17 protein-coding genes are annotated in these 19,285 nt (G+C 41.4%); 8 read left to right on the top strand and 9 right to left on the bottom strand.

What is annotated here, in order from left to right:
- Positions 1-523: 523 nt before the first annotated feature.
- The 3 genes from MMU07_RS15410 to MMU07_RS15400 all read right to left on the bottom strand — a co-directional run bounded on the left by MMU07_RS15410 (position 524) and on the right by MMU07_RS15400 (position 1,473).
- Positions 524-916: a DUF302 domain-containing protein gene (locus tag MMU07_RS15410; RefSeq protein ID WP_241126890.1), complete on the bottom strand. Its 393-nt coding sequence runs from the start codon at positions 914-916 to the stop codon at positions 524-526.
- Between the two features lie 180 nt (positions 917-1,096).
- A complete protein-coding gene (locus MMU07_RS15405; protein WP_241126888.1) occupies positions 1,097-1,282 on the bottom strand; it encodes a hypothetical protein in 186 nt (61 codons plus the stop codon).
- Positions 1,279-1,473, bottom strand: coding sequence for a hypothetical protein (locus tag MMU07_RS15400; RefSeq protein WP_241126886.1), 195 nt, complete (start codon positions 1,471-1,473; stop codon positions 1,279-1,281). The genes MMU07_RS15405 and MMU07_RS15400 overlap by 4 nt, the downstream gene beginning before the upstream one ends.
- Before the next feature lie 95 nt (positions 1,474-1,568).
- On the opposite strand from MMU07_RS15400, the gene MMU07_RS15395 reads away from it, so the two are divergent.
- Positions 1,569-2,765: an esterase gene (locus tag MMU07_RS15395; RefSeq protein WP_241126885.1), complete on the top strand. Its 1,197-nt coding sequence runs from the start codon at positions 1,569-1,571 to the stop codon at positions 2,763-2,765.
- A gap of 1,939 nt (positions 2,766-4,704) precedes the next feature.
- Here the strand turns inward: MMU07_RS15395 and MMU07_RS15390 are convergent.
- Complete coding sequence (locus tag MMU07_RS15390; protein WP_241126883.1) at positions 4,705-5,682, bottom strand: M23 family metallopeptidase; 978 nt, start codon at positions 5,680-5,682, stop codon at positions 4,705-4,707.
- A gap of 117 nt (positions 5,683-5,799) precedes the next feature.
- Between MMU07_RS15390 and alaS the strand changes: the two genes are divergently transcribed.
- From alaS to MMU07_RS15355, 7 genes are all read left to right on the top strand, one after another.
- Entirely contained in the window at positions 5,800-8,424 is a 2,625-nt protein-coding gene (gene alaS, locus MMU07_RS15385; RefSeq protein ID WP_241126881.1) for an alanine--tRNA ligase, read from the top strand.
- 89 nt (positions 8,425-8,513) lie between these two features.
- Positions 8,514-9,974 (top strand): Asp-tRNA(Asn)/Glu-tRNA(Gln) amidotransferase subunit GatB, encoded by a 1,461-nt coding sequence (gatB, locus tag MMU07_RS15380; RefSeq protein ID WP_241126880.1) that lies wholly within the window; start codon positions 8,514-8,516, stop codon positions 9,972-9,974.
- Between the two features lies 1 nt (position 9,975).
- Positions 9,976-11,094, top strand: a complete 1,119-nt coding sequence (locus MMU07_RS15375) for a peroxiredoxin family protein (RefSeq protein WP_241126878.1) — start codon at positions 9,976-9,978, stop codon at positions 11,092-11,094.
- 262 nt (positions 11,095-11,356) lie between these two features.
- Positions 11,357-11,830, top strand: coding sequence for a nucleoid-structuring protein H-NS (locus MMU07_RS15370; protein ID WP_241126876.1), 474 nt, complete (start codon positions 11,357-11,359; stop codon positions 11,828-11,830).
- Between the two features lie 24 nt (positions 11,831-11,854).
- Complete coding sequence (locus MMU07_RS15365; RefSeq protein ID WP_241126874.1) at positions 11,855-12,433, top strand: hypothetical protein; 579 nt, start codon at positions 11,855-11,857, stop codon at positions 12,431-12,433.
- Entirely contained in the window at positions 12,430-13,269 is an 840-nt protein-coding gene (locus MMU07_RS15360; protein WP_241126871.1) for a hypothetical protein, read from the top strand. Before MMU07_RS15365 ends, MMU07_RS15360 begins: the two co-directional genes overlap by 4 nt.
- Positions 13,256-15,709, top strand: coding sequence for a leucine-rich repeat domain-containing protein (locus tag MMU07_RS15355; protein ID WP_241126870.1), 2,454 nt, complete (start codon positions 13,256-13,258; stop codon positions 15,707-15,709). The genes MMU07_RS15360 and MMU07_RS15355 overlap by 14 nt, the downstream gene beginning before the upstream one ends.
- A 104-nt stretch (positions 15,710-15,813) precedes the next feature.
- Here MMU07_RS15355 and MMU07_RS15350 read toward each other — a convergent pair whose 3' ends face one another.
- The 5 genes from MMU07_RS15350 to MMU07_RS15330 form a co-directional block, all read right to left on the bottom strand.
- Positions 15,814-16,836 carry a hypothetical protein gene (locus MMU07_RS15350; RefSeq protein ID WP_241126868.1) on the bottom strand — a complete coding sequence of 341 codons (1,023 nt, stop codon included), beginning with the start codon at positions 16,834-16,836 and terminating at the stop codon, positions 15,814-15,816.
- 11 nt (positions 16,837-16,847) lie between these two features.
- Positions 16,848-17,171, bottom strand: coding sequence for a DUF3817 domain-containing protein (locus MMU07_RS15345; protein WP_241126843.1), 324 nt, complete (start codon positions 17,169-17,171; stop codon positions 16,848-16,850).
- 2 nt (positions 17,172-17,173) lie between these two features.
- On the bottom strand, positions 17,174-17,716 hold the full coding sequence (locus MMU07_RS15340) for a hypothetical protein (RefSeq protein ID WP_241126841.1): 543 nt from the start codon (positions 17,714-17,716) through the stop codon (positions 17,174-17,176).
- Positions 17,717-17,969: 253 nt separating this feature from the next.
- Complete coding sequence (locus tag MMU07_RS15335; RefSeq protein WP_241126839.1) at positions 17,970-18,503, bottom strand: acyl-CoA thioesterase; 534 nt, start codon at positions 18,501-18,503, stop codon at positions 17,970-17,972.
- 81 nt (positions 18,504-18,584) lie between these two features.
- Positions 18,585-19,241 carry a protein-L-isoaspartate(D-aspartate) O-methyltransferase gene (locus MMU07_RS15330; protein ID WP_241126838.1) on the bottom strand — a complete coding sequence of 219 codons (657 nt, stop codon included), beginning with the start codon at positions 19,239-19,241 and terminating at the stop codon, positions 18,585-18,587.
- Positions 19,242-19,285 lie beyond the last annotated feature (44 nt).

Here is a 19,285-nt window from a genome sequence, read left to right as displayed (position 1 = left end):
AATTGAGGTTATTGGAAAATGGGGTAAGGATCAGGATGTTTCCTGCGGTGAACAAGTTTTTTTTAACCACAAAGTAACAAAGGAAGCAAGAGTTCTTTTTTTGCGATTATGCAGGCTTTCCGAAGTTTCGGGACAATTCCTTCTCGCTTAGAAACAAAGACTTTTAGTCTTGAATATAAAATGCTTGATTTACCCGATTACGTGCACCAATGTGGAAACAGCTAAAAAAAAAGCCCTTAGAACCTGGTTCCAAGGGCTTTTCTATAACCTGTTGTATTGACCTCTTTCGACAATCAATCATTTTTCTTACCGTCTTTTTTGGCTTTTTTTTCAGCCCTTTTTTCTTTGAGGTTTTTACCAGGCTTCTTTTTCTCTTCCTTTTTTACTGTTTTTTCTTTTGACATGGCTAGTAAATTTTATAAAAGTTAGCTGTTAATCCTCAATTCTCCAATGAAGCAGTTAAGGATTATTTTCATATACCCAATCCAAGGAATTGGGCTATGTTTTAACCTATTGAAAGTCTTTAGACTACCTTCTCAATTACCCTTTCGAGTTTTTGCTGTACGTCAAGGGCGAGAGGTCCGATGGTACTGTCTCCCATGCTTCCCATAGCAGCCACTGGGTCTACAGCGGAAACTTCGATGTCTCCGTTTGACAGTTCACGTAAAGTGACGTTGCAAGGCAGCAGTGCACTCATATGCGGGTCGATGGTCAGGACTTTGTCCGCATAGACGGGATTGCAGGCACCCAAAATCAGGAAAGGCTTGTAGTCCTTGTCCAGTTTCTTTTTCATAGTGGCCTGTACATCGATTTCTGTCAGGACGCCAAAGCCTTCAGATTTCAAGGCTTCGGTGATTTTTTCTTTGACAGCAAGAAAATCCTGTTTGGGGAGGGTTTTTGAGATATGGAAAGTCATGGATTTGTAGCGTTAAGTTTGTTAAAGGTATTCAATTTGATTTTGGAAAAAGGTGATAATTGTTACCTGGGTCAGTGACCTATCTCAGCGATATTTAATCCATTCAGGGCTGTGGTATTGGTTTTTGGCAAATCAATTTGTCTGTCTAATGTGGATTGCCGGGTATGCTTGAAAGATTTATCAATCTTTGTTAGCGGCATCTTTTTCAATTACCACCTTCTCGACAGTGAATACAATGTCGTCTTTGGATTTGGTCTCGCCGGTATAAAAATTATGGACGTTCAACATTATAGCCACAATCAATGCCCAAGCGAGGTTCCGGATGGATTTCCAAACCTGTTTGAAGAATTTAGCCACTATTCTCATCTGATTCGAATTTGGTAATTTCCGATGCTGACCAGCATTTCAAAAATGCTACCGCCATTTTTTTCTGCCAAAACGGCTGAAAATTGATCCTTTTTGATATTGAAAAGTAACCTGTAAGTATTGAAATCCCGATCCTTGATTTCGGTTAAAACCCAACTGCAGTTTTTGCAAATAATAGTTTGGTTAAGCATAAAGTTTTTCTTAAGGCAACCCATTGATCCATCTTCCTTAGGAATTGTCTACCCTTTCTTCTATTTTCACATTTTGAGACAATAGAAAAACAACTATGAAAAAACACAACCTGATTAAACTCTTATTTCTGTTCCTGATTTCATTTTCGGCGCAGGGACAGGAAGCACTTTTTCGTGCCCAACAGATCGTTTCTCCCGAAATCCACGATGACCAATCGGTGACTTTTCGGGTATTTGCTCCCGATGCCAAATCTGTTCAGATCACAGGAGATTTTCTTCCCACGGTTAAAATGGAAACCCAATTTGGACAAATGGATGGACCGGGGAAAGCCGACCTTGGCAAAGGTGAAAACGGCGTTTGGGAATATAAGTCTGCTCCTTTGAGTCCTGAACTGTATGGGTATTCCATCATTGTGGATGGCTTTACCACCACCGATCCCAATAATCCTTTCTTAATCCGTGATGTAGCTTCGGTGACCAATATCCTGATAGTGGGAGCAGGTCAGACGGATTATTACAGGGTGAAGGATGTCCCCCACGGTACAGTTGCACGCAGATGGTACGATTCTCCGGGGCTTGGTATGGATAGAAGGCTAACGATTTACACTCCTCCTGGATATGAAACATCGACTGAGAAGTATCCTGTTCTTTATCTGCTTCATGGTGCCGGAGGAGATGAGGAAGCCTGGATAGCTTTGGGAAGGACAGCTCAGATTTTGGACAATCTGATTGCCGAAGGCAAAGCCAAACCGATGATCGTGGTGATGCCAAATGGCAATGTGTCTCAGGATGCTGCGCCGGGTGAAGGAAATGCAGGTTTTTATAAGCCTCAGTTTATGGCGCCTAGAACGATGGATGGCAGCTATGAAGGTTCATTTATGGATATTATCAAATTTGTTGAAAGCAGCTATAGGGTCAAGGCTGACAAATCCAATAGGGCGATTGCAGGTTTGTCCATGGGAGGATTCCACACCTTGCATATTTCGAGGTTTTTTCCCAATACCTTTGACTACATGGGTTTGTTTTCTGCCGCCATTATGCCGCGTGAGGATGCTACAGGAAAAGTCTATAGTGATTTTGACAACACCTTGACAGCCCAAATGAAAAACGGTTATGAGTTATATTGGATTGCCATTGGCAAAACCGATTTTCTCTTTAAAGCCAATGTAGAATACCGCGAAAAATTGGATAGGATGGGTATGAAGTATGATTATGTCGAATCCGAAGGTGGACATACCTGGAGAAACTGGAGGGTTTACCTGACCCAATTTGCTCCACAGTTGTTTAAATGATGGTTGATTTTGGTAATCAAAACGCAGCCTGGTAAGGTTGCGTTTTTTTATTGTGTTTGAAGGTAACGACCCTAGTTCAGGAAATTGAATTTTTTTGATTTCGCCCTTTCAGGGCTGTTAATTCTAGATTATGATGATCACAAATATTTTTATTTTCCATGGTTTTAGGAAAAACCTGAATTGTAAAGGATGGGCTGTACCCGTCCCTGAGGTATTATGCCTTTTCAGTGCTTCCCGGCCCTATTCGTTTTTATATGGATGGTCTTCACCCATTCCTGTGATATCTTGTTCTTTCAGGGCTTGGAGTATTTTTTTCTTTATTTCACCATTCCTGAAGTATTTCGCCCTTTCAGAGCTGATTCAAATGGTATTGACTAAATCAAATTCGGTTTGATTGATATTTTAAAAAATATTTCTGGTTCATAGAAAAGACAACCAAAGGTGTGGGTTAAAAGCCCTGAAAGGGCAAAATTACTTAGCGATGGGTGGAGCCCATCGAAACCATGGTTGTCAATTGAATCAGAAGCCCTGAAAGGGCGGGATAGAAGTATGTTCGTTTTTCTACGGATAGGTGTCACCCATCCCTGAGATATCACGCCCTTTCAGGGCTGTTAATTCTAGATTATGATGATCACAAATATTTTAATTTTCCATGGTTTTAGGAAAAACCTGAATTATATAGGATGGGCTGTACCCGTCCCTGAGGTATTATGCCTTTTCAGTGCTTCCCGGCCCTATTCGATTTTATATGGATGGTCTTCACCCATTCCTGTGATATCTTGTTCTTTCAGGGCTTGGAGTATTTTTTTCTTTATTTCACCATTCCTGAAGTATTTCGCCCTTTCAGAGCTGATTCAAATGGTATTGACTAAATCAAATTCGGTTTGATTGATATTTTAAAAAATATTTCTGGTTCATAGAAAAGACAACCAAAGGTGTGGGTTAAAAGCCCTGAAAGGGCAAAATTACTTAGCGATGGGTGGAGCCCATCGAAACCATGGTTGTCAATTGAATCAGAAGCCCTGAAAGGGCGGGATAGAAGTATGTTCGTTTTTCTACGGATAGGCTTCACCCATCCCTGAGATATCACGCCCCTTCAGGGCTGTTAATTCTAGATTATGATGATCACAAATATTTTTATTTTCCATGGTTTTAGGAAAAACCTGAATTGTAAAGGATGGGCTGTACCCGTCCCTGAGGTATTATGCCTTTTCAGTGCTTCCCGGCCCTATTCGTTTTTATATGGATGGTCTTCACCCATTCCTGTGATATCTTGTTCTTTCAGGGCTTGGAGTATTTTTTTCTTTATTTCACCATTCCTGAAGTATTTCGCCCTTTCAGAGCTGATTCAAATGGTATTGACTAAATCAAATTCGGTTTGATTGATATTTTAAAAAATATTTCTGGTTCATAGAAAAGACAACCAAAGGTGTGGGTTAAAAGCCCTGAAAGGGCAAAATTACTTAGCGATGGGTGGAGCCCATCGAAACCATGGTTGTCAATTGAATCAGAAGCCCTGAAAGGGCGGGATAGAAGTATGTTCGTTTTTCTACGGATAGGTGTCACCCATCCCTGAGATATCACGCCCTTTCAGGGCTGTTAATTCTAGATTATGATGATCACAAATATTTTAATTTTCCATGGTTTTAGGAAAAACCCGAATTGTAAAGGATGGGCTGTACCCGTCCCTGAGGTATTATGCCTTTTCAGAGCGGGTAATGTTTTCGTTGTTACAAAAAAGAAATCCCGGTCAGATATTCTGACCGGGATTTTGTTTTCAATGTAGGTATGCAGGCTTTGATGAAGGTAAAATAGCAATTCAATATATATCTTGGCAGGATTCTCAATATATACTTTACATCCTATTCAGACTTCGGTCTTCCTTCCCGCCTGAAGTAGATTATCGGCTACTTGCAAAGAATCCGATAAACACTTAAGCTTAACTCAAGGACTGATTTTCTCTTCCTGAAAGTTCGAGAATCTTATCAAACTCTTCTGGAGTAAGGTCTTTGAAGAAGTAATTTACAGGATTTACATACCTACCATCCTTGATGATTTCATAATGTATGTGTGGTGCGGTGGAGGAACCTGTATTTCCTACTGTTCCGATGATATCGCCACGTTTAATTTTTTGACCTTTTTTTACTTTAAATTCATTCATGTGGGCATACCTGGTCACAAATCCAAAGCCATGGTCTATTTCTATATGTTTGCCGTAACCTCCGAAAACTGTTTTGACAGCACTTACTACTCCGTCACCGGTAGCATAGATGGCTGTACCTTTTGGCGCTGCAAAGTCAACTCCCGTATGCATTTTCCTAACTTTTAAGATAGGATGAACCCTCATTCCAAACCCGGAGGCTAGGAGGTTTAGGTCTTCATTGACTATCGGTTGCATGGCAGGAACAGCCGCCCAATATTCTTCTTTGCTAAAAGCCATTTCAGTTACTTCATCATAGCTTACAGACTGCACATACATTTTTCTTTTCAATGCATCTACCTTTTGGGAAAGGGAGATGACGAGGTCTTCCTGTTTGAGACCTTTTTCTTTGATTTCTTTGTATCTGTCAGATCCACCGATACCGGCATTTCTCATTTCCCCGGGGACAGGTTCAGATTCAAAAATTATTCTGTAAAGATTGTCGTCCCTTTGCTGAAGGTCAACCATCATCTGGTTCATTTTGGATACTTCCCCTTCAAGAAGCCTGTAATAGAGTGTCAGTTCTCTGTTTTCTTTTTTTAGCATCAACTCTTTTGGACTTTCAAAAAAATAGTTGAAAGACAGGAGCATGACAACTGCAAACACCGAAGCAAGGCTAAAAAAACCGAGAAAATTGAGTGCAATGTCCCAATTGTTTCGCTTGTATCGCTCGTACTTACAGGTTTTGGGGTCGTAGTAATATTTTATTCTACTCATTACGGATTCCGAGGTAAATATTCTAATTTTGTGCCCCTGTGGCAGTTGGGTGATTGCGCAAAGGGACCACAAAGATAGGGAATTAAATAGAGAATCCGAAAATAGTCAATAGGTTACATGAAAGCCAAAGAAATCAGAAATTTATTCATAGAATTTTTTGAGTCCAAAAAGCATCATTATGTTCCTTCTTCGCCAATTATGGTCAAGAATGATCCCACCTTGATGTTTACCAATGCAGGAATGAATCAGTTCAAGGATTATTTCTTGGGAAATGAAGATCCCAAGTTTCTTCGCGTAGCCAACAGCCAAAAATGTCTGAGGGTCTCGGGTAAGCACAATGACCTTGAAGAAGTGGGAGTAGACACCTACCACCATACCATGTTTGAGATGCTTGGCAACTGGTCTTTTGGTGATTATTTCAAAAAAGAAGCGATCGAATGGGCCTGGGAATTGTTGACGGAAGTGTATCAATTGCCAAAAGACAGGCTCTATGTTTCAGTTTTTGGAGGGGATGCCGGAGACAAGCTTGAAAGGGATATGGAGGCCTTCCAAATCTGGAGTGGAATCCTTCCGGAGAGCAGGATCATTTTTGGCAGTAAGAAGGACAACTTTTGGGAAATGGGGGATACAGGCCCTTGTGGTCCATGTTCTGAAATTCATGTCGACCTCAGGTCCGACGAAGAAAGACAAAAAGTGAATGGATACGACCTTGTCAACAATGACCATCCTCAGGTAATCGAAATCTGGAACCTGGTTTTTATGCAGTTCAACAGGGTTTCTGATGGAAGTCTGAAAGAACTCCCTGCCAAGCATGTGGATACAGGAATGGGTTTTGAAAGACTTGTCAGGGCGATTCAAAATAAATCTTCCAATTACGATACTGACGTCTTTACGCCTTTTATCCAAGCAGTGGCCACCAAATCCGGAAAGGAGTATGGGAAGGATGAAAAGATAGACATTGCTATGCGGGTGATTGTGGACCATATCAGGGCCATATCATTTACCATTGCCGATGGTCAGTTGCCATCCAACAACAAGGCAGGATATGTCATCCGCAGGATTTTGAGAAGGGCTGTAAGGTATGGATATACTTTCCTTGGCTTCCAAAAACCGTTTTTATATGAATTGCTGCCATTGCTGGCCGAGACTTTTGGGGATATTTTCCCTGAAGTAGCCGCACAGCAGGATTTTATTGCCAAGGTGATTATGGAAGAGGAAAACTCTTTCTTGAGGACCTTAGATAACGGATTAAAAAAACTCGATCAAATCAAAGAAGAAATGGCCGGGTCTAGACAGACAGTGATTGAGGGAAAAGTCGCTTTTGAACTGTATGATACTTTTGGATTCCCCTTGGACCTGACCTCATTGATTGCTCGGGAAAATGGCCTTTCGGTAGATGAGAAGGGTTTTGCTGTGGAGATGGAGAAGCAAAAAACCAGGTCCAGGGCAGCTGCTGAGCAGGAAACCGGCGATTGGGTTATGGTTGGAGAAGATGAGGGGGTGGAGTTTATAGGTTATGATTACCTTGAATCCCAAAGCAGAATAGTCAAATACAGGCAGATCAAGGATAAAAAAGGCGACAGGTTTCAATTGGTGTTGGACAGGACGCCGTTTTATGCCGAAAGTGGCGGACAGGTCGGAGATCAGGGTTGGTTGCAGTCAGACACTGAGACCATACAGGTGTTGGATACCAAAAAAGAAAACGACCTGATTGTCCATTTTGTAGATAGACTTCCTTCTGTGCCCGAGGTATTATTCATCTCCAAAGTCAACGGGGAAAAGCGGATGCTGAGTATGAATAACCATACGGCGACCCACTTGTTGCATGCAGCACTCAAGCAAGTCTTGGGAGACCATGTGCAGCAAAAAGGCTCTTTGGTCAATGAAGAAATTCTTCGTTTTGACTTTTCGCACTTTGCGAAGCTCACAGAGGAAGAAATTTCCCAAGTGGAAAGTATAGTGAATACAAAAATAAGGGAAAATATTCCGCTCAACGAGCAAAGATATGTGCCTATAGCAGAAGCCAAGAATCAAGGTGCAACAGCGTTGTTTGGAGAGAAATACGGAGATTTTGTCAGGGTAATCACCTTTGACAGGAATTTTTCTGTGGAACTCTGTGGCGGTACACACGTATCATCCACAGGGGTGATCGGTTTGTTCAAAATCATTTCAGAAGGGTCCATTTCGGCTGGCGTCAGGAGGATAGAAGCGATTAGTGCTGAGGCTGCTGAGGCCTATGTCAACGATCAGTTTCAATTGCTGAAAGAAATTCAAGAATTACTGAAGAATCCCCGGGATGTCAAAAAATCCATTGAGGCTCTGATTCAGGAACGCAATGACTTGAGAAAAGAACTGGAAGTAATGCATACCCAACAGGCGGGAGCGCTTAAGGAGCAATTGATCAGGGGAATAGAACAGGTAGGAGGAACGAATCAGATAATTGCGCAGATATCCTTGCCTTCGGCAGATGCTTTAAAGAAACTGGCCTTTGAGCTTAAAAACGAAGTCGAAAATGTTATCGTAGTTTTGTCAGCGGAAATCGACGGGAAACCGCAAGTAGCTGTTTTGATTTCAGACAATCTGATTGCCGAAAAATCACTGAATGCGGGTTTATTGGTGAGGGAATTGGCAAAAGAAATAGATGGAGGGGGAGGGGGTCAGCCATTCTTTGCCACTGCCGGCGGAAAAAATCTTTCTGGTTTGCCGGCGGTATTGGTCAAAGCCAAGACGCTACTGCGTTAGAGATAACATAATGTGGGGCTCCAAATTTGGTTTTAGGCTATTTTGAATCCAATTTTAGGGCAATTGTAATACAGAATAAAAAAGAAAAGATGCTTTCTGCAGAAGTAAAAAACAAATATGAATTGGTCATCGGACTGGAGGTACATGCCCAGCTGCTGACACAGAGTAAGATGTACACTTCTGATTCGACAGAGTACGGAAATCTTCCCAATACACATATTTCGGTCATTACCCTTGGCCACCCCGGTACGCTTCCCAAAGTGAACCGAAAAGCGGTGGAGTTTGCCATCAAAATGGGCTTGGCCTGTGATTGCTCTATCACAAGGCATAATATTTTTGCAAGGAAAAATTATTTCTATCCTGATCTTCCAAAGGGTTATCAGGTCACGCAGGACAAAAATCCTATTTGCGTGGGCGGGACAGTGCCTATCACGCTTCCTGACGGCAGCAAAAAGTCTGTAGCCCTGACAAGAATCCACATGGAGGAAGATGCAGGAAAGTCCATGCATCTTGCCGGAGAGGTGGATACTTTGGTAGATTTTAACAGGGCGGGAGTTCCTTTGATAGAAATAGTATCAGAGCCGGACATGCGTTCCTCGGATGAGGCATATGCTTATTTGTCCGAGATCAAAAAACTCGTCCGGTATCTTGATATCTGCGATGGCAATATGGAAGAAGGCTCACTTAGATGTGATGCCAACGTCTCGGTAAGGCTAAGAGGGGCAGCTGAATATGGAAAGAAAGTCGAAGTCAAAAACATGAATTCTTTTAGGAATGTCGTAAGGGCGATAGAGCATGAATTTGAGCGTCAGGTGGAAATGGCGGAGGCCAACATAGAAATCATATCTGAAACAAGGACTTTCGATGCGGCGACTGGTTTGACGGCGAGCATGAGGACCAAGGAAGACTTGAATGATTACAGGTATTTTCCTGAACCTGACCTGAGCCCTGTCATTGTCTCTGAAGAATGGCTGGAGAGTGTCAGGGAATCTATGCCTGCATTGCCAAGAGAGCTACACCACAAGTTTTTGAACCAATATGGACTTTCGGAATATGATGCAGGCGTATTGACTGACAGCAAGGAAATTGCCCTGTACTTTGAAGAAGTATGTCTCCATACCAAAAATTACAAAGGAGCCGCAAACTGGGTCATGGGGCCGGTTAAATCCTACCTCAATGAGCTTACGCTTCATATTTCTGATTTTCCGATTTCGGCCAAAAGCCTGGCAGAACTGATCGCGATTATCGATGAAGGAAAGATCAACTTCTCTGTGGCTTCCCAAAAAGTATATCCGGAGATGTTGCTCAACAAAGCCAAACGGCCTTTAGAAATCGCGCAAGATTTAAACCTCATCCAGGAAAGTGATGAAGGTTCTTTGAAGCCAATTATTGAGACAGTGCTTGCAGAAAATGCATCCAAAGTCGAAGAATACCGTTCAGGGAAAAAAGGATTGATGGCGATGTTTATGGGGCAGGTGATGAAGAAATCCCAAGGAAAGGCGGATCCAAAAGTAGCCACAAAATTATTGACTGAAATTCTTGAAAAATAATATGAAAAAGCCATTTGTTACTTACCTGTCTTTTGTTTTTGTGCTGTTGTTGGTCGCCTGTGGCAATGATGGTAAACAAGAATTTGATGGTACTGTGAAGGTATCAGGAGAGGTAAAAAACGCACCTGAGGGACCAGTCGAACTCTATAAGTTTGTCGATGAGAGTACAGAAATTATTTCCGCGATTCCCATGGGTTCAGGGGGTGATTTTGAGTATGAGCTCAGCTTGGAGGGGCCTGGTTTTTTTGAACTTCATCTGATGAATCGAAAGGTAGTCAAACTGGCATTGTATGCCGAGGATGTAGAAGTTTATTATGATTTCAATGACGAGGCGAGTTTGAGGATTGAAGGATCGGAGGATTCCAAAAATCTCCAAAAAATAGAGGCTTTGACTGCAGAGTACCAAAAAACCATCAACGACCTGAATACCGCTTATTTTGAAGCGATGAGTAAAAGGGATCAGGAGGCGATCAAATCCGTTCAGAATACAGCCATGAACCTAGAACTGACTCAAGGCCAAAAGGTGAAAGATGTTCTTTCCGGCATGCAAGGCAGTTTTGCCACGATGGCGGGTATTTCTATGCTGAATATCAAAAACGATTTTCAGTTTATTGATGAATTGGTCAGAGGTCTGAACGAAAAATATCCAAATACCAATATGATCCAGTCTCTGCTCCATCAGCTAGATGACATGCGTGCTTTGTCTATAGGTCAGGTGGCACCTGAGATTTCTTTACCAAACCCTGATGGAGAAATGGTGAAGCTGTCAGATTTGAGAGGGAAATATGTATTGATAGACTTTTGGGCAGCTTGGTGCAGGCCATGTAGGGAAGAAAATCCCAATGTAGTCAGGCTTTACAACCAATATAAAGAGAAGGGATTTGAGGTTTTTGGGGTGTCATTGGACAGGACTAAGGAAGCTTGGGTCAAAGCGATTGCTGATGATAACCTGACTTGGACACATGTCTCAGACCTTAAATATTTTAATTCGGAAGCTGCAGCGCTTTACCAAATCAATGCCATTCCTGCTACCTACATGCTCGATCCTGAGGGTAAAATAATTGGGAAAGATTTGAGAGGGGCAAGTTTGGAGAACAAACTGAAAGAGGTATTTGACTAAAATGGGTGATTAGTCCGGTAGATAATGCACAATATTGCCTTCCTTCGGGATTATTGAATATTTTTTACCGACTATACGATCTATCTTGATAAAAAAAGGAAATTTCGATTAGATTTGTACAGGTTTTAATTTGACAGTTCTGAGGAAGAATTGCGAAAGCAGTGATTTGAAAACCAAAAAATTCTGTTTGAAAATTTTAACCAAAATCCAATCATAATTGCCCAAATCATAAAATTCTATTAAACTAATCAATTAACTAAACATGAAAAAAAAATCCGCCAAATCAACATTGAGCAGGGTGCTTACAATTGCCCTGTTTGGTTTGCTTGCTCTTGGAGCTTGCAAAGGTAAAAAGAAAGTCGTGGCTACTCCCGAGCCGGCGCCTGTAGAAGAAGTAAAACCAACTCCTCCGCCACCGCCACCTGCTGGACCTTCTGCTGAAGAAGTTGCTGTTGGGAAACTTGAAAATTATTTCAATAGCATTGCCGGTTCTTCCAATGTTGACGCTGCTAACAGAACCATACAGGAAGCTCAGGGGATGTTCTCCAATGCATCTACACCGGTATTGATTGTGATTCATGAGGCCGATGGCATTAAAGATTACGATGAGCCTACCACGATAGATAAGTACCTTAACTATCTGAAGGACACCAAGAAAAACCTTAACTTCATTTCTGATATCAGACTTGACGGAAACGGTAAAGTTTCTGAATTGGAATTGCGTCGTAAAAAATAATATCCACCGAAAAATCACGAGATAATGAAAAAATATATTCCTCTTTTCCTGTTGCTCTTTTTTGCTTCAGCGACCATTACGTTGGCACAAACTGACAACATCAGTCCTGCAAGAAAGCAGGCAATTGACTCTCTTGCTTTGGAAAAAGTAAAAGACCTTAGCAAGTACATCAGCATCATCGGAAGTAAAGAAACACAATTCTCAGAAGCTAACCGCGTTATGGATAGGGCTGAGGAATTATTTGCTCCGGATGCCGAAATGGGCGTATCTTCTTTGAACCGTAAGGAGATTGCTTACTACAAAGTAAGAAACTACTTCGAAAGATTGATGGCATTGAACTATGACAGAGTAAACATCACTTGGTATGATATCCATTATATCAGTGATCTTGAAAGACAGCCTGATGGCCGTTATGTCGGAGTCATTACCGTTTATCAAAGATTTGAAGGTACTTCTATCGAGACAGGTTTGAACTACAGAGACACGACCAAAAAAGATATCACGATCTATGTGGAGAAAAAACAGACTCAGATTGCAGGTAGAACAATCGAATTCTGGGACGTGATGCTTGGAGATATCCGTGTGACTGAAACCGCTGCATGAGAAAAATAATTATCGCATTTACATTATTGATTACATCCTTTGGAATGGCACCGGGGCAGGGTTTGTTCAGCCCCGGTTCCCCCAAGGATGATGGCAGGTTTGCCGCTTCGACCAAGCAGGTCAATCAATTTTTTAGAAGGTTCAATGCTGAAGAAAGCCAAGATGGCAGCAAAAGATTTTATTCAGGCGATGCCTTGTTTAGAGACAGGGAATTAAGGGGTAAATTTGTCAGTATCCTTTTTGACAATGAAACATCAGGGATTTCAGGTCAAATGAAGACCGAGTTTATGAGGGATGTCCTTTCTGAATCCCAACCCCAATTTTTGAATTTCCATGGGGGAGAATGGTTTGCGGAAGTTGTATCCGTATTCCAATACAAAGGCAGAAGCGAAAATGTCACCCTATTCTTAAAAATTCAGCCTGAGGGTTTGGGATATGAGTGGGTGATCGACAAAGTTGTCTTCCAACCTTTCAAAGATATTTTCAATAAGCCAAGCGGGACAGATAAAAGTTTTATCCACCCTTTGAGCCATGAGCTTGGTTTTATGAATCTCCGCAAAGCTTTTGAAAATTCCAAGGCACCTGAATCCTACACCTCCAAGGAGTATGTTCCTGATTACCTCACCTTATTTTTATACGAATTGAAAAAAGGTAGCATCAAATTTGAAACAATATCAGAAGTTAAGTTTCATTTCTTCCAAATCAACAATTGGTATTTTGAATTGAATCAGTTCAATAGGCCGGGTTTCAACACAGGATGGCTGATCGGAGATTTGGTAAAATTAAATCCGGGAGACAAAGAATCAATATTAGACTTCATTTATGATCAGAAATAAGCGATTTTTCCTTTTTTTCCTTCTTCTTTTGGGAATCAGCCCATTTGGTTTTTCCCAAGATTTGGGAGGATATTCCAAAGCTGATTTGAAAGACCTTACTCAAAAAGTAGAAGATCAGGTTCAGTTTTTGGAGTTTTTCCTCAACACCCTCGGGAGTAAAGATACTCCTGCAAGGGACAAGGATGTCATTATCAGGGAAAGCTATAAAAAGATTTTTAGGGATGGCAAAGTGCAGGTTGAAGATGACCTTCTTCTTGACAGAAAAGTAATTACCAATAAAGATGTAACGGCCTACTTAAAGGACATTGAATTTTTTTTCAAAGAAGCTAGCTTCAAGTTTAAAGTCAGGGAAACCAAACCCTTTCTTAGAGAGAATGGAGAATTGTCCTTTTTGGTTTCTATGGACAGGACCTTGACTGCCACAGGTCTTAACAAAGAAAAAATTACAAATACCAAACCTAGGTTCATTGAAGTCAATGTAGATAAAAAATCCAATGAGCTGAAAATTGCCAGTGTGTATACCACCAAGCTGTGTAGGGATGAAGAACTTAAGGAGTGGTGGGCTACTTTGTCTTACACTTGGGAATCTTTCTTTAGAGAAAAAATTGGAATCACAGAGGAAGATTCCATCACAGTAGATCACCTATATAAAATCAGCGCAATTGATTCCATTGATTTTTCCGGAAATGAATACCTGATTGAACTTACACCTCTTGAGGCTTTGAGAGACCTCAAGTATATTGATATCAGTAATACCAAAGTGGAGGAATTGAATCCCATCAGCAATGTTACTTTTCTGAGCCATCTCAATATTTCCAATACCCCGACAAAGGACATTCAGTTTATCAAATATTCAGATAAGCTTGAATACCTAGATGTCTCCAATACCGCAATCGAGGATATCAGCGAACTTGGAAATCTTAAGAGTCTAAAAACTTTAAGAGCGGTCAACACTCAAATAATGTCTTACAGTGTTTTAAATTCTATGCAGGCGCTTACAAAGCTGGATTTGAATCACAGCAGTTTTACGAGTATAGAAGATATACAGGAACTTCAAGGTTTGATTTACCTTGACCTAAGTGGTAACAATTTGTCCAATATTGATCTTTTGGCTGGATTGTCCAGCCTTACCGAAGTGAATTTGAGTGAAACCAACATTGTGGATTTGACACCTTTGGCTGCTCTTTCCTCCTTGAAGAACCTTAATATCAACCGAACTGCAGTATCGAATATTGTTCCCTTGAATAACAAGCCTAATTTGAGAATGCTTTATGCTGACCTTACCCAAGTTTCAGAAGCAAGTGCAGAGGGATTTGCCCGACTCAATAGGAATGTGCTTTTGATCCACCATGTAGAAACATTACAGTCTTGGTGGTCAGGATTGTCACAAGAATGGAAACTGGCATTGGTTGCGGTCAATTCACGGCTGGGAATACCTTCCCCGACTATTGAGGACCTGACCGCCACTTTGGGAATAGATTCCTTAGATGTATCTGGTACAGGGATCAATACCCTTAACCCCGTCTTGAAGTTTAAGAACATCAACTACCTTGCATTTGATGACAATGAAATCAGCGACCTGCTTCCTTTGTCGGAGACCAAGACTTTGGAATTTATTTCAGGACAAAACACAAAGGTCAAAGACCTGCAACCATTGGCAGGGATGGTAAATCTAGAAAGCATCGACTTTAGGGATAGTCCTGTGACGGGATTTAGTATATTGAAGAATTTGCCGAAACTGACCTACCTGAACCTTGACAATTCAGAAATAGATTCCTCAGAAATCCCTGATTTTCTATCTTCCAATCCAAAAGTAAATATCATTTACAGGTCAGCCCTTCTCGAACAGTGGTGGGATTCTGTGGATGAATCTTGGAAGAGCGCTTTCAAAAAAGCGTATGGGGAGGGAGATAGAGATCCCGATCCCGAAACCTTACATTCATGGACAGCAAAGCCGGATTTGAAGGTGGAGAATGCTGATATTTCAAATTTGCAGGCCTTGGCGGTATTCGTCAATCTGAGGTCGCTGTCGATTTCCCATATACCGATGACCGACATTTCAGGTTTGAGCGAATTAAGATTATTGGTAGACCTCAAAATTTCCCATGCCCCTGTTTCTGATCTTACAGTTATTCCGGCTTTGATTAACCTGAAAGCACTGGATTTATCCTACACGGCCATTGAGGACTTGAGGCCGCTAGGTCAACTCAATGAACTTAAAACCATGATCCTTACCGGAACCAATATCACCATTCTTCGAGGATTGGAGACACTTGTCGGTCTCGAAAAATTAGATATAGGAGGTACCAATGTCAGGTCGTTAAAGCCTGTTCAGGGTCTTAATCTCAAAGAACTTATCTGTTTCAATACAAGGCTTAACCAAAGGGTAGTGGACTCATTCAAAAAACTGAATCCTGAATGTGCGGTGAGGTTTTATTGAGCGTAGATGGTAAAGATGTGGTAGGTTAGAGGAAAAAGGTGAAAACTGCCAAGTATTAAGTACAGATTACCAAGTCCGAAATGTTAGGAGTAGGAGAGCTCCGGTCATTTTTTACTTACCTGTTCCAAGCTGAGACGAAGGATATTTCCCATGTTTTTACAGGCAAGGAATTTGTTGTTTTTATAGTGTTTTGCAAGTTCCTGTTTCAGGTTTTCGGTATTTTCAGGAGTAGAAACTGTATCAGACTCCATGGTGTCCAAAAGGTCATCAATTTCTAGCTGCGAGCTTTTAAGCCGATTGGCTATCAGTGACCGTTCTTCCCTTTGGTATTGGGCCATCGACTCAGGAGTGATGTGTTTGAAGCCCATTTGGATCAGCGTATTGTTTTGCTTGAAATATTGGGGTAGGTAGATTGATTTTTTTCCTTCGTAGGACTGTTGGTCAAAATCTATCGCCCGGATTCTGTAGTGCGTTTCCTCGAAATCCGGGGTGATGTCCACTACAAAATTTGAAGAATGCATGTCTCCAAGTAGTCTGACAAAGCACCTTTCATTGAATTTGACAAATTCTTTGGCAAGGCGGATCGGATTTTGTAACCCGTCGTTGATATAAAGCCGCATAAACTGTTCCCCCGGGATGCCGGCAATGTGTTCTTCAATAAGTGTGTTTTGGTGTACAAGGTAATTGATGCGGTTAGGAGACAAGAGATGCTCTAGTTCAAGACCATAAATCCTCGATGCATCGGCCATCTTCACATAGAAGTAATCGAAGTTATCATTGATTCTGTTTACTATCCTTACCCTAAACGGCTTGGTGTTGCCATATACGCAGAGATCTATCCTATCTACATAGAGGTGTTCCATGACCGTCATGTCACCTTGTGCTTTGAGTATAGAATAGATTTTTTTGACGTTATAATGGATTTCTTCCCGGTCCGACTCAGCGAAAAACACAGTCTCCCACAAGGTATCATTGCCTTTTGAATCGTACAGTGCAATAGAAGTACTGTATCTCAAAAGGTCATTGTATTGGATAGGAAAATCTACTTCACGCCCATGTCTATTGAGAAACACTCTCAATTTTGGGCTTATTGGGTAGATGATTTTCTTTTTGCTGATCAGGGCCATAATGCGGGTGGTCAGGATTTGGCCATTTCTTTTTCTTCTTTGGTCAGGTTTTTGTCAAAGATAAACGGCCCAAAAGGGAGGATAGAGACGGCTAGAGCGAAGAATGTTTTTCCGAATTTCCATTCCAATTTGTGTGCGGTGGGAAATACCGCATAGATGTATACCACGAAAAGCAAGCCGTGTGCCCAGCCCACATAAGTGACGGCCAAGGGCATGTCCATCATATATTTCAGAGGCATGGCGATAAACAGCAAGATCAAAAATGATAAGCCTTCCAGGATGCTGATCAACCGAAACCGCTTCAACCACTTGGTTTTTTCTTCTATAGTTTTCATTTCTATTTTTTTGTAATGTTGAACAGGACCTGCAGTTCTTTCCAAAGCGCTTTGCGAAGGTCTAAGCTTTCAGAAATCTGCTTTAAGTCATCCGCAAAAAGGTATTCGATTTCGTCTTCCTGATGGACCTCGTATGTTTTTTTGACAGACATCATGATTTCATGCCTCACCTTGCCAAATACAATGATTTTGTTGGGGTTCAACGCGGTGATGGATGCCATTGTTGTTTTTTCGGTATCTTCTGAATTGGCTAAAGCGATATCTTTTAGCGAACAGGATACTGCACCTAAGATCTTAAACAAATAATCTGACAGGCTGTTTTCCAAAGATTTCCCTTCATAAATGACCAAAATCCCCTTTTCAAATCCTCCTTCGAATGCCAATGTCTGGATTTCTTCCAAGCCTTCCATCTCAAATTCCTCCTGATGGGAATGGGGTTTTTCTTCCAAAACAGGTTGGGGTCTTTTTGTCAATAATTGTTCTGCCTCCTCGGGGAGAAGGTAAATTTCCTTGTCTAAAATCAGCCCAAATTCGTGGATACTCATATTTTCCATGTTCCTAAATTGATTAAAAAACGGGGGATTGCAAAACGGAATTTGATAGATAGGGAAGGGAAAGAATAAAATTTCAGGGGATTGAGGGTAGGAGGTGAGTATTCTGTTTTTGCGCCTTGCTTTTGTATTCTTTTCAAAGTATTAAGTTCATTGAAAAGCCAAACTAGGCCATAAGGCTTTTTTAAAGTCTGATTTATGGAAGAATTGCAATTTCCTGATGTACCCCCCAAAGCAGGAATTCCCTCTAGTTGCCTTTGTTTTCTTCAAACCCGAAAATTGATTTGAGTTCTACTGCATCTTTTGGATCCATTCTTTTTGCCAGGACAAGTCTCAGCTGTCTTCTTCTCAGAGCTCCTTCGTATAATTCGATTTCTTCCGGTGTTTCAGCAATGACCTCAGGCACTTCTATTGGTCTGCCGTTTTGGTCGACGGCCACAAATGTGAAAAAAGCCCTATGTGTAAGTATTTTTTTATTTGCCGGAATATCTTCTGCCCAGACTTCGATGAATACTTCGATGGAAGAATTGAAGGCCCGGGTAACCTTTGCTTTGAGGGTGACCACATTGCCCAAGGCGATGGGATGCTTGAAAGAAATACTGTCTGCAGAAGCCGTGACTACGATCCTGTTGGAATGCTTTTGCGCAGCAATAGCCGCCACAATATCCATCCAATGCATCAGCTTGCCGCCCATGAGGTTGTGCAGGGTGTTGGTATCGTTGGGTAATACCATTTCCGTCATGATTACTTCAGATTGCTTTGCTGGTTTCTGTTTTGGCATAAAAGTTAATTTTTTTGTAAAAATACAAAACCTTTTTCGTTCAGGGAAACATACAGGTTGAGAATTCAGTATAAAATTTGGTTATTTCCACCCTTCCATTCCTAAAAGCGGAACGAAGGCAAAGTTGTCAAATTCCTCCTGTTCGATTTTTGTATCTGTGATTTTTGTGAGTTTCATCATTTTCTGTGTCTTCCGGTCTCCCACCGGGATTACCAAAATCCCACCGACTTTCAGTTGCTTCAGTAAGGAGTTGGGAACTACCGGTGCACCTGCAGTCACGAGGATTTTGTCATAAGGGGCATGTTCAGGTATTCCTTTGGAACCATCTCCAAAATAAAAGTGCAGGTTTATTCCCAACTTTGCCATAAATTTTTTGGTCCTGTCAAAGAGTTTTTTTTGGTATTCGATGGTATGGACTTCTGCTCCGAGCAGGTGCAGTATGGCAGCTTGATATCCTGAACCTGTCCCGATTTCAAGGACTTTGTCCCCTGGTTTGATATTCAGCAATGCTGTCTGGAAAGCAACTGTGTAAGGTTGGGAAATCGTCTGACCTTCTCCGATGGGGAATGCTTTGTCTTCATAAGCATGGGAGTCTAAAGCTGAATCAAAGAAAAAATGCCTTGGAAGGGTATTGATGGCATCCAAAACAGCTTCGTTTTTGATTCCTTTTTGCCGGATGATTTTTACCAATTCTTTTCGCTGACCTTTATGGCGGTAGCTGTCCTCTAATTTCAACATGGGTGTATGGTAATGGGAAACTTTTGTAAACGATGCTAAGTTAA

The organism is Cognataquiflexum nitidum (assembly GCF_022538055.1).
GTDB classification, from domain to species: domain Bacteria; phylum Bacteroidota; class Bacteroidia; order Cytophagales; family Cyclobacteriaceae; genus Cognataquiflexum; species Cognataquiflexum nitidum.
The sequence above is the reverse complement of the archived record's forward strand: the minus strand, read 5'-3'. Positions and strand labels throughout refer to the sequence as shown.

Excerpts from the sequence above, each read along its gene's own strand:
- gatB (WP_241126880.1), top strand. The coding sequence starts at position 8,514 with ATGCTTTCTGCAGAAGTAAAAAACAAATATGAATTGGTCATCGGACTG.
- MMU07_RS15330 (WP_241126838.1), bottom strand. The coding sequence starts at position 19,241 with ATGTTGAAATTAGAGGACAGCTACCGCCATAAAGGTCAGCGAAAAGAA.
- MMU07_RS15340 (WP_241126841.1), bottom strand. The coding sequence starts at position 17,716 with ATGAGTATCCACGAATTTGGGCTGATTTTAGACAAGGAAATTTACCTT.
- MMU07_RS15390 (WP_241126883.1), bottom strand. The coding sequence starts at position 5,682 with ATGAGTAGAATAAAATATTACTACGACCCCAAAACCTGTAAGTACGAG.
- MMU07_RS15335 (WP_241126839.1), bottom strand. The coding sequence starts at position 18,503 with ATGCCAAAACAGAAACCAGCAAAGCAATCTGAAGTAATCATGACGGAA.
- MMU07_RS15400 (WP_241126886.1), bottom strand. The coding sequence starts at position 1,473 with ATGCTTAACCAAACTATTATTTGCAAAAACTGCAGTTGGGTTTTAACC.
- MMU07_RS15395 (WP_241126885.1), top strand. The coding sequence starts at position 1,569 with ATGAAAAAACACAACCTGATTAAACTCTTATTTCTGTTCCTGATTTCA.
- MMU07_RS15405 (WP_241126888.1), bottom strand. The coding sequence starts at position 1,282 with ATGAGAATAGTGGCTAAATTCTTCAAACAGGTTTGGAAATCCATCCGG.
- MMU07_RS15375 (WP_241126878.1), top strand. The coding sequence starts at position 9,976 with ATGAAAAAGCCATTTGTTACTTACCTGTCTTTTGTTTTTGTGCTGTTG.
- MMU07_RS15370 (WP_241126876.1), top strand. The coding sequence starts at position 11,357 with ATGAAAAAAAAATCCGCCAAATCAACATTGAGCAGGGTGCTTACAATT.
- MMU07_RS15365 (WP_241126874.1), top strand. The coding sequence starts at position 11,855 with ATGAAAAAATATATTCCTCTTTTCCTGTTGCTCTTTTTTGCTTCAGCG.
- MMU07_RS15355 (WP_241126870.1), top strand. The coding sequence starts at position 13,256 with ATGATCAGAAATAAGCGATTTTTCCTTTTTTTCCTTCTTCTTTTGGGA.
- alaS (WP_241126881.1), top strand. The coding sequence starts at position 5,800 with ATGAAAGCCAAAGAAATCAGAAATTTATTCATAGAATTTTTTGAGTCC.
- MMU07_RS15345 (WP_241126843.1), bottom strand. The coding sequence starts at position 17,171 with ATGAAAACTATAGAAGAAAAAACCAAGTGGTTGAAGCGGTTTCGGTTG.
- MMU07_RS15410 (WP_241126890.1), bottom strand. The coding sequence starts at position 916 with ATGACTTTCCATATCTCAAAAACCCTCCCCAAACAGGATTTTCTTGCT.
- MMU07_RS15350 (WP_241126868.1), bottom strand. The coding sequence starts at position 16,836 with ATGGCCCTGATCAGCAAAAAGAAAATCATCTACCCAATAAGCCCAAAA.
- MMU07_RS15360 (WP_241126871.1), top strand. The coding sequence starts at position 12,430 with ATGAGAAAAATAATTATCGCATTTACATTATTGATTACATCCTTTGGA.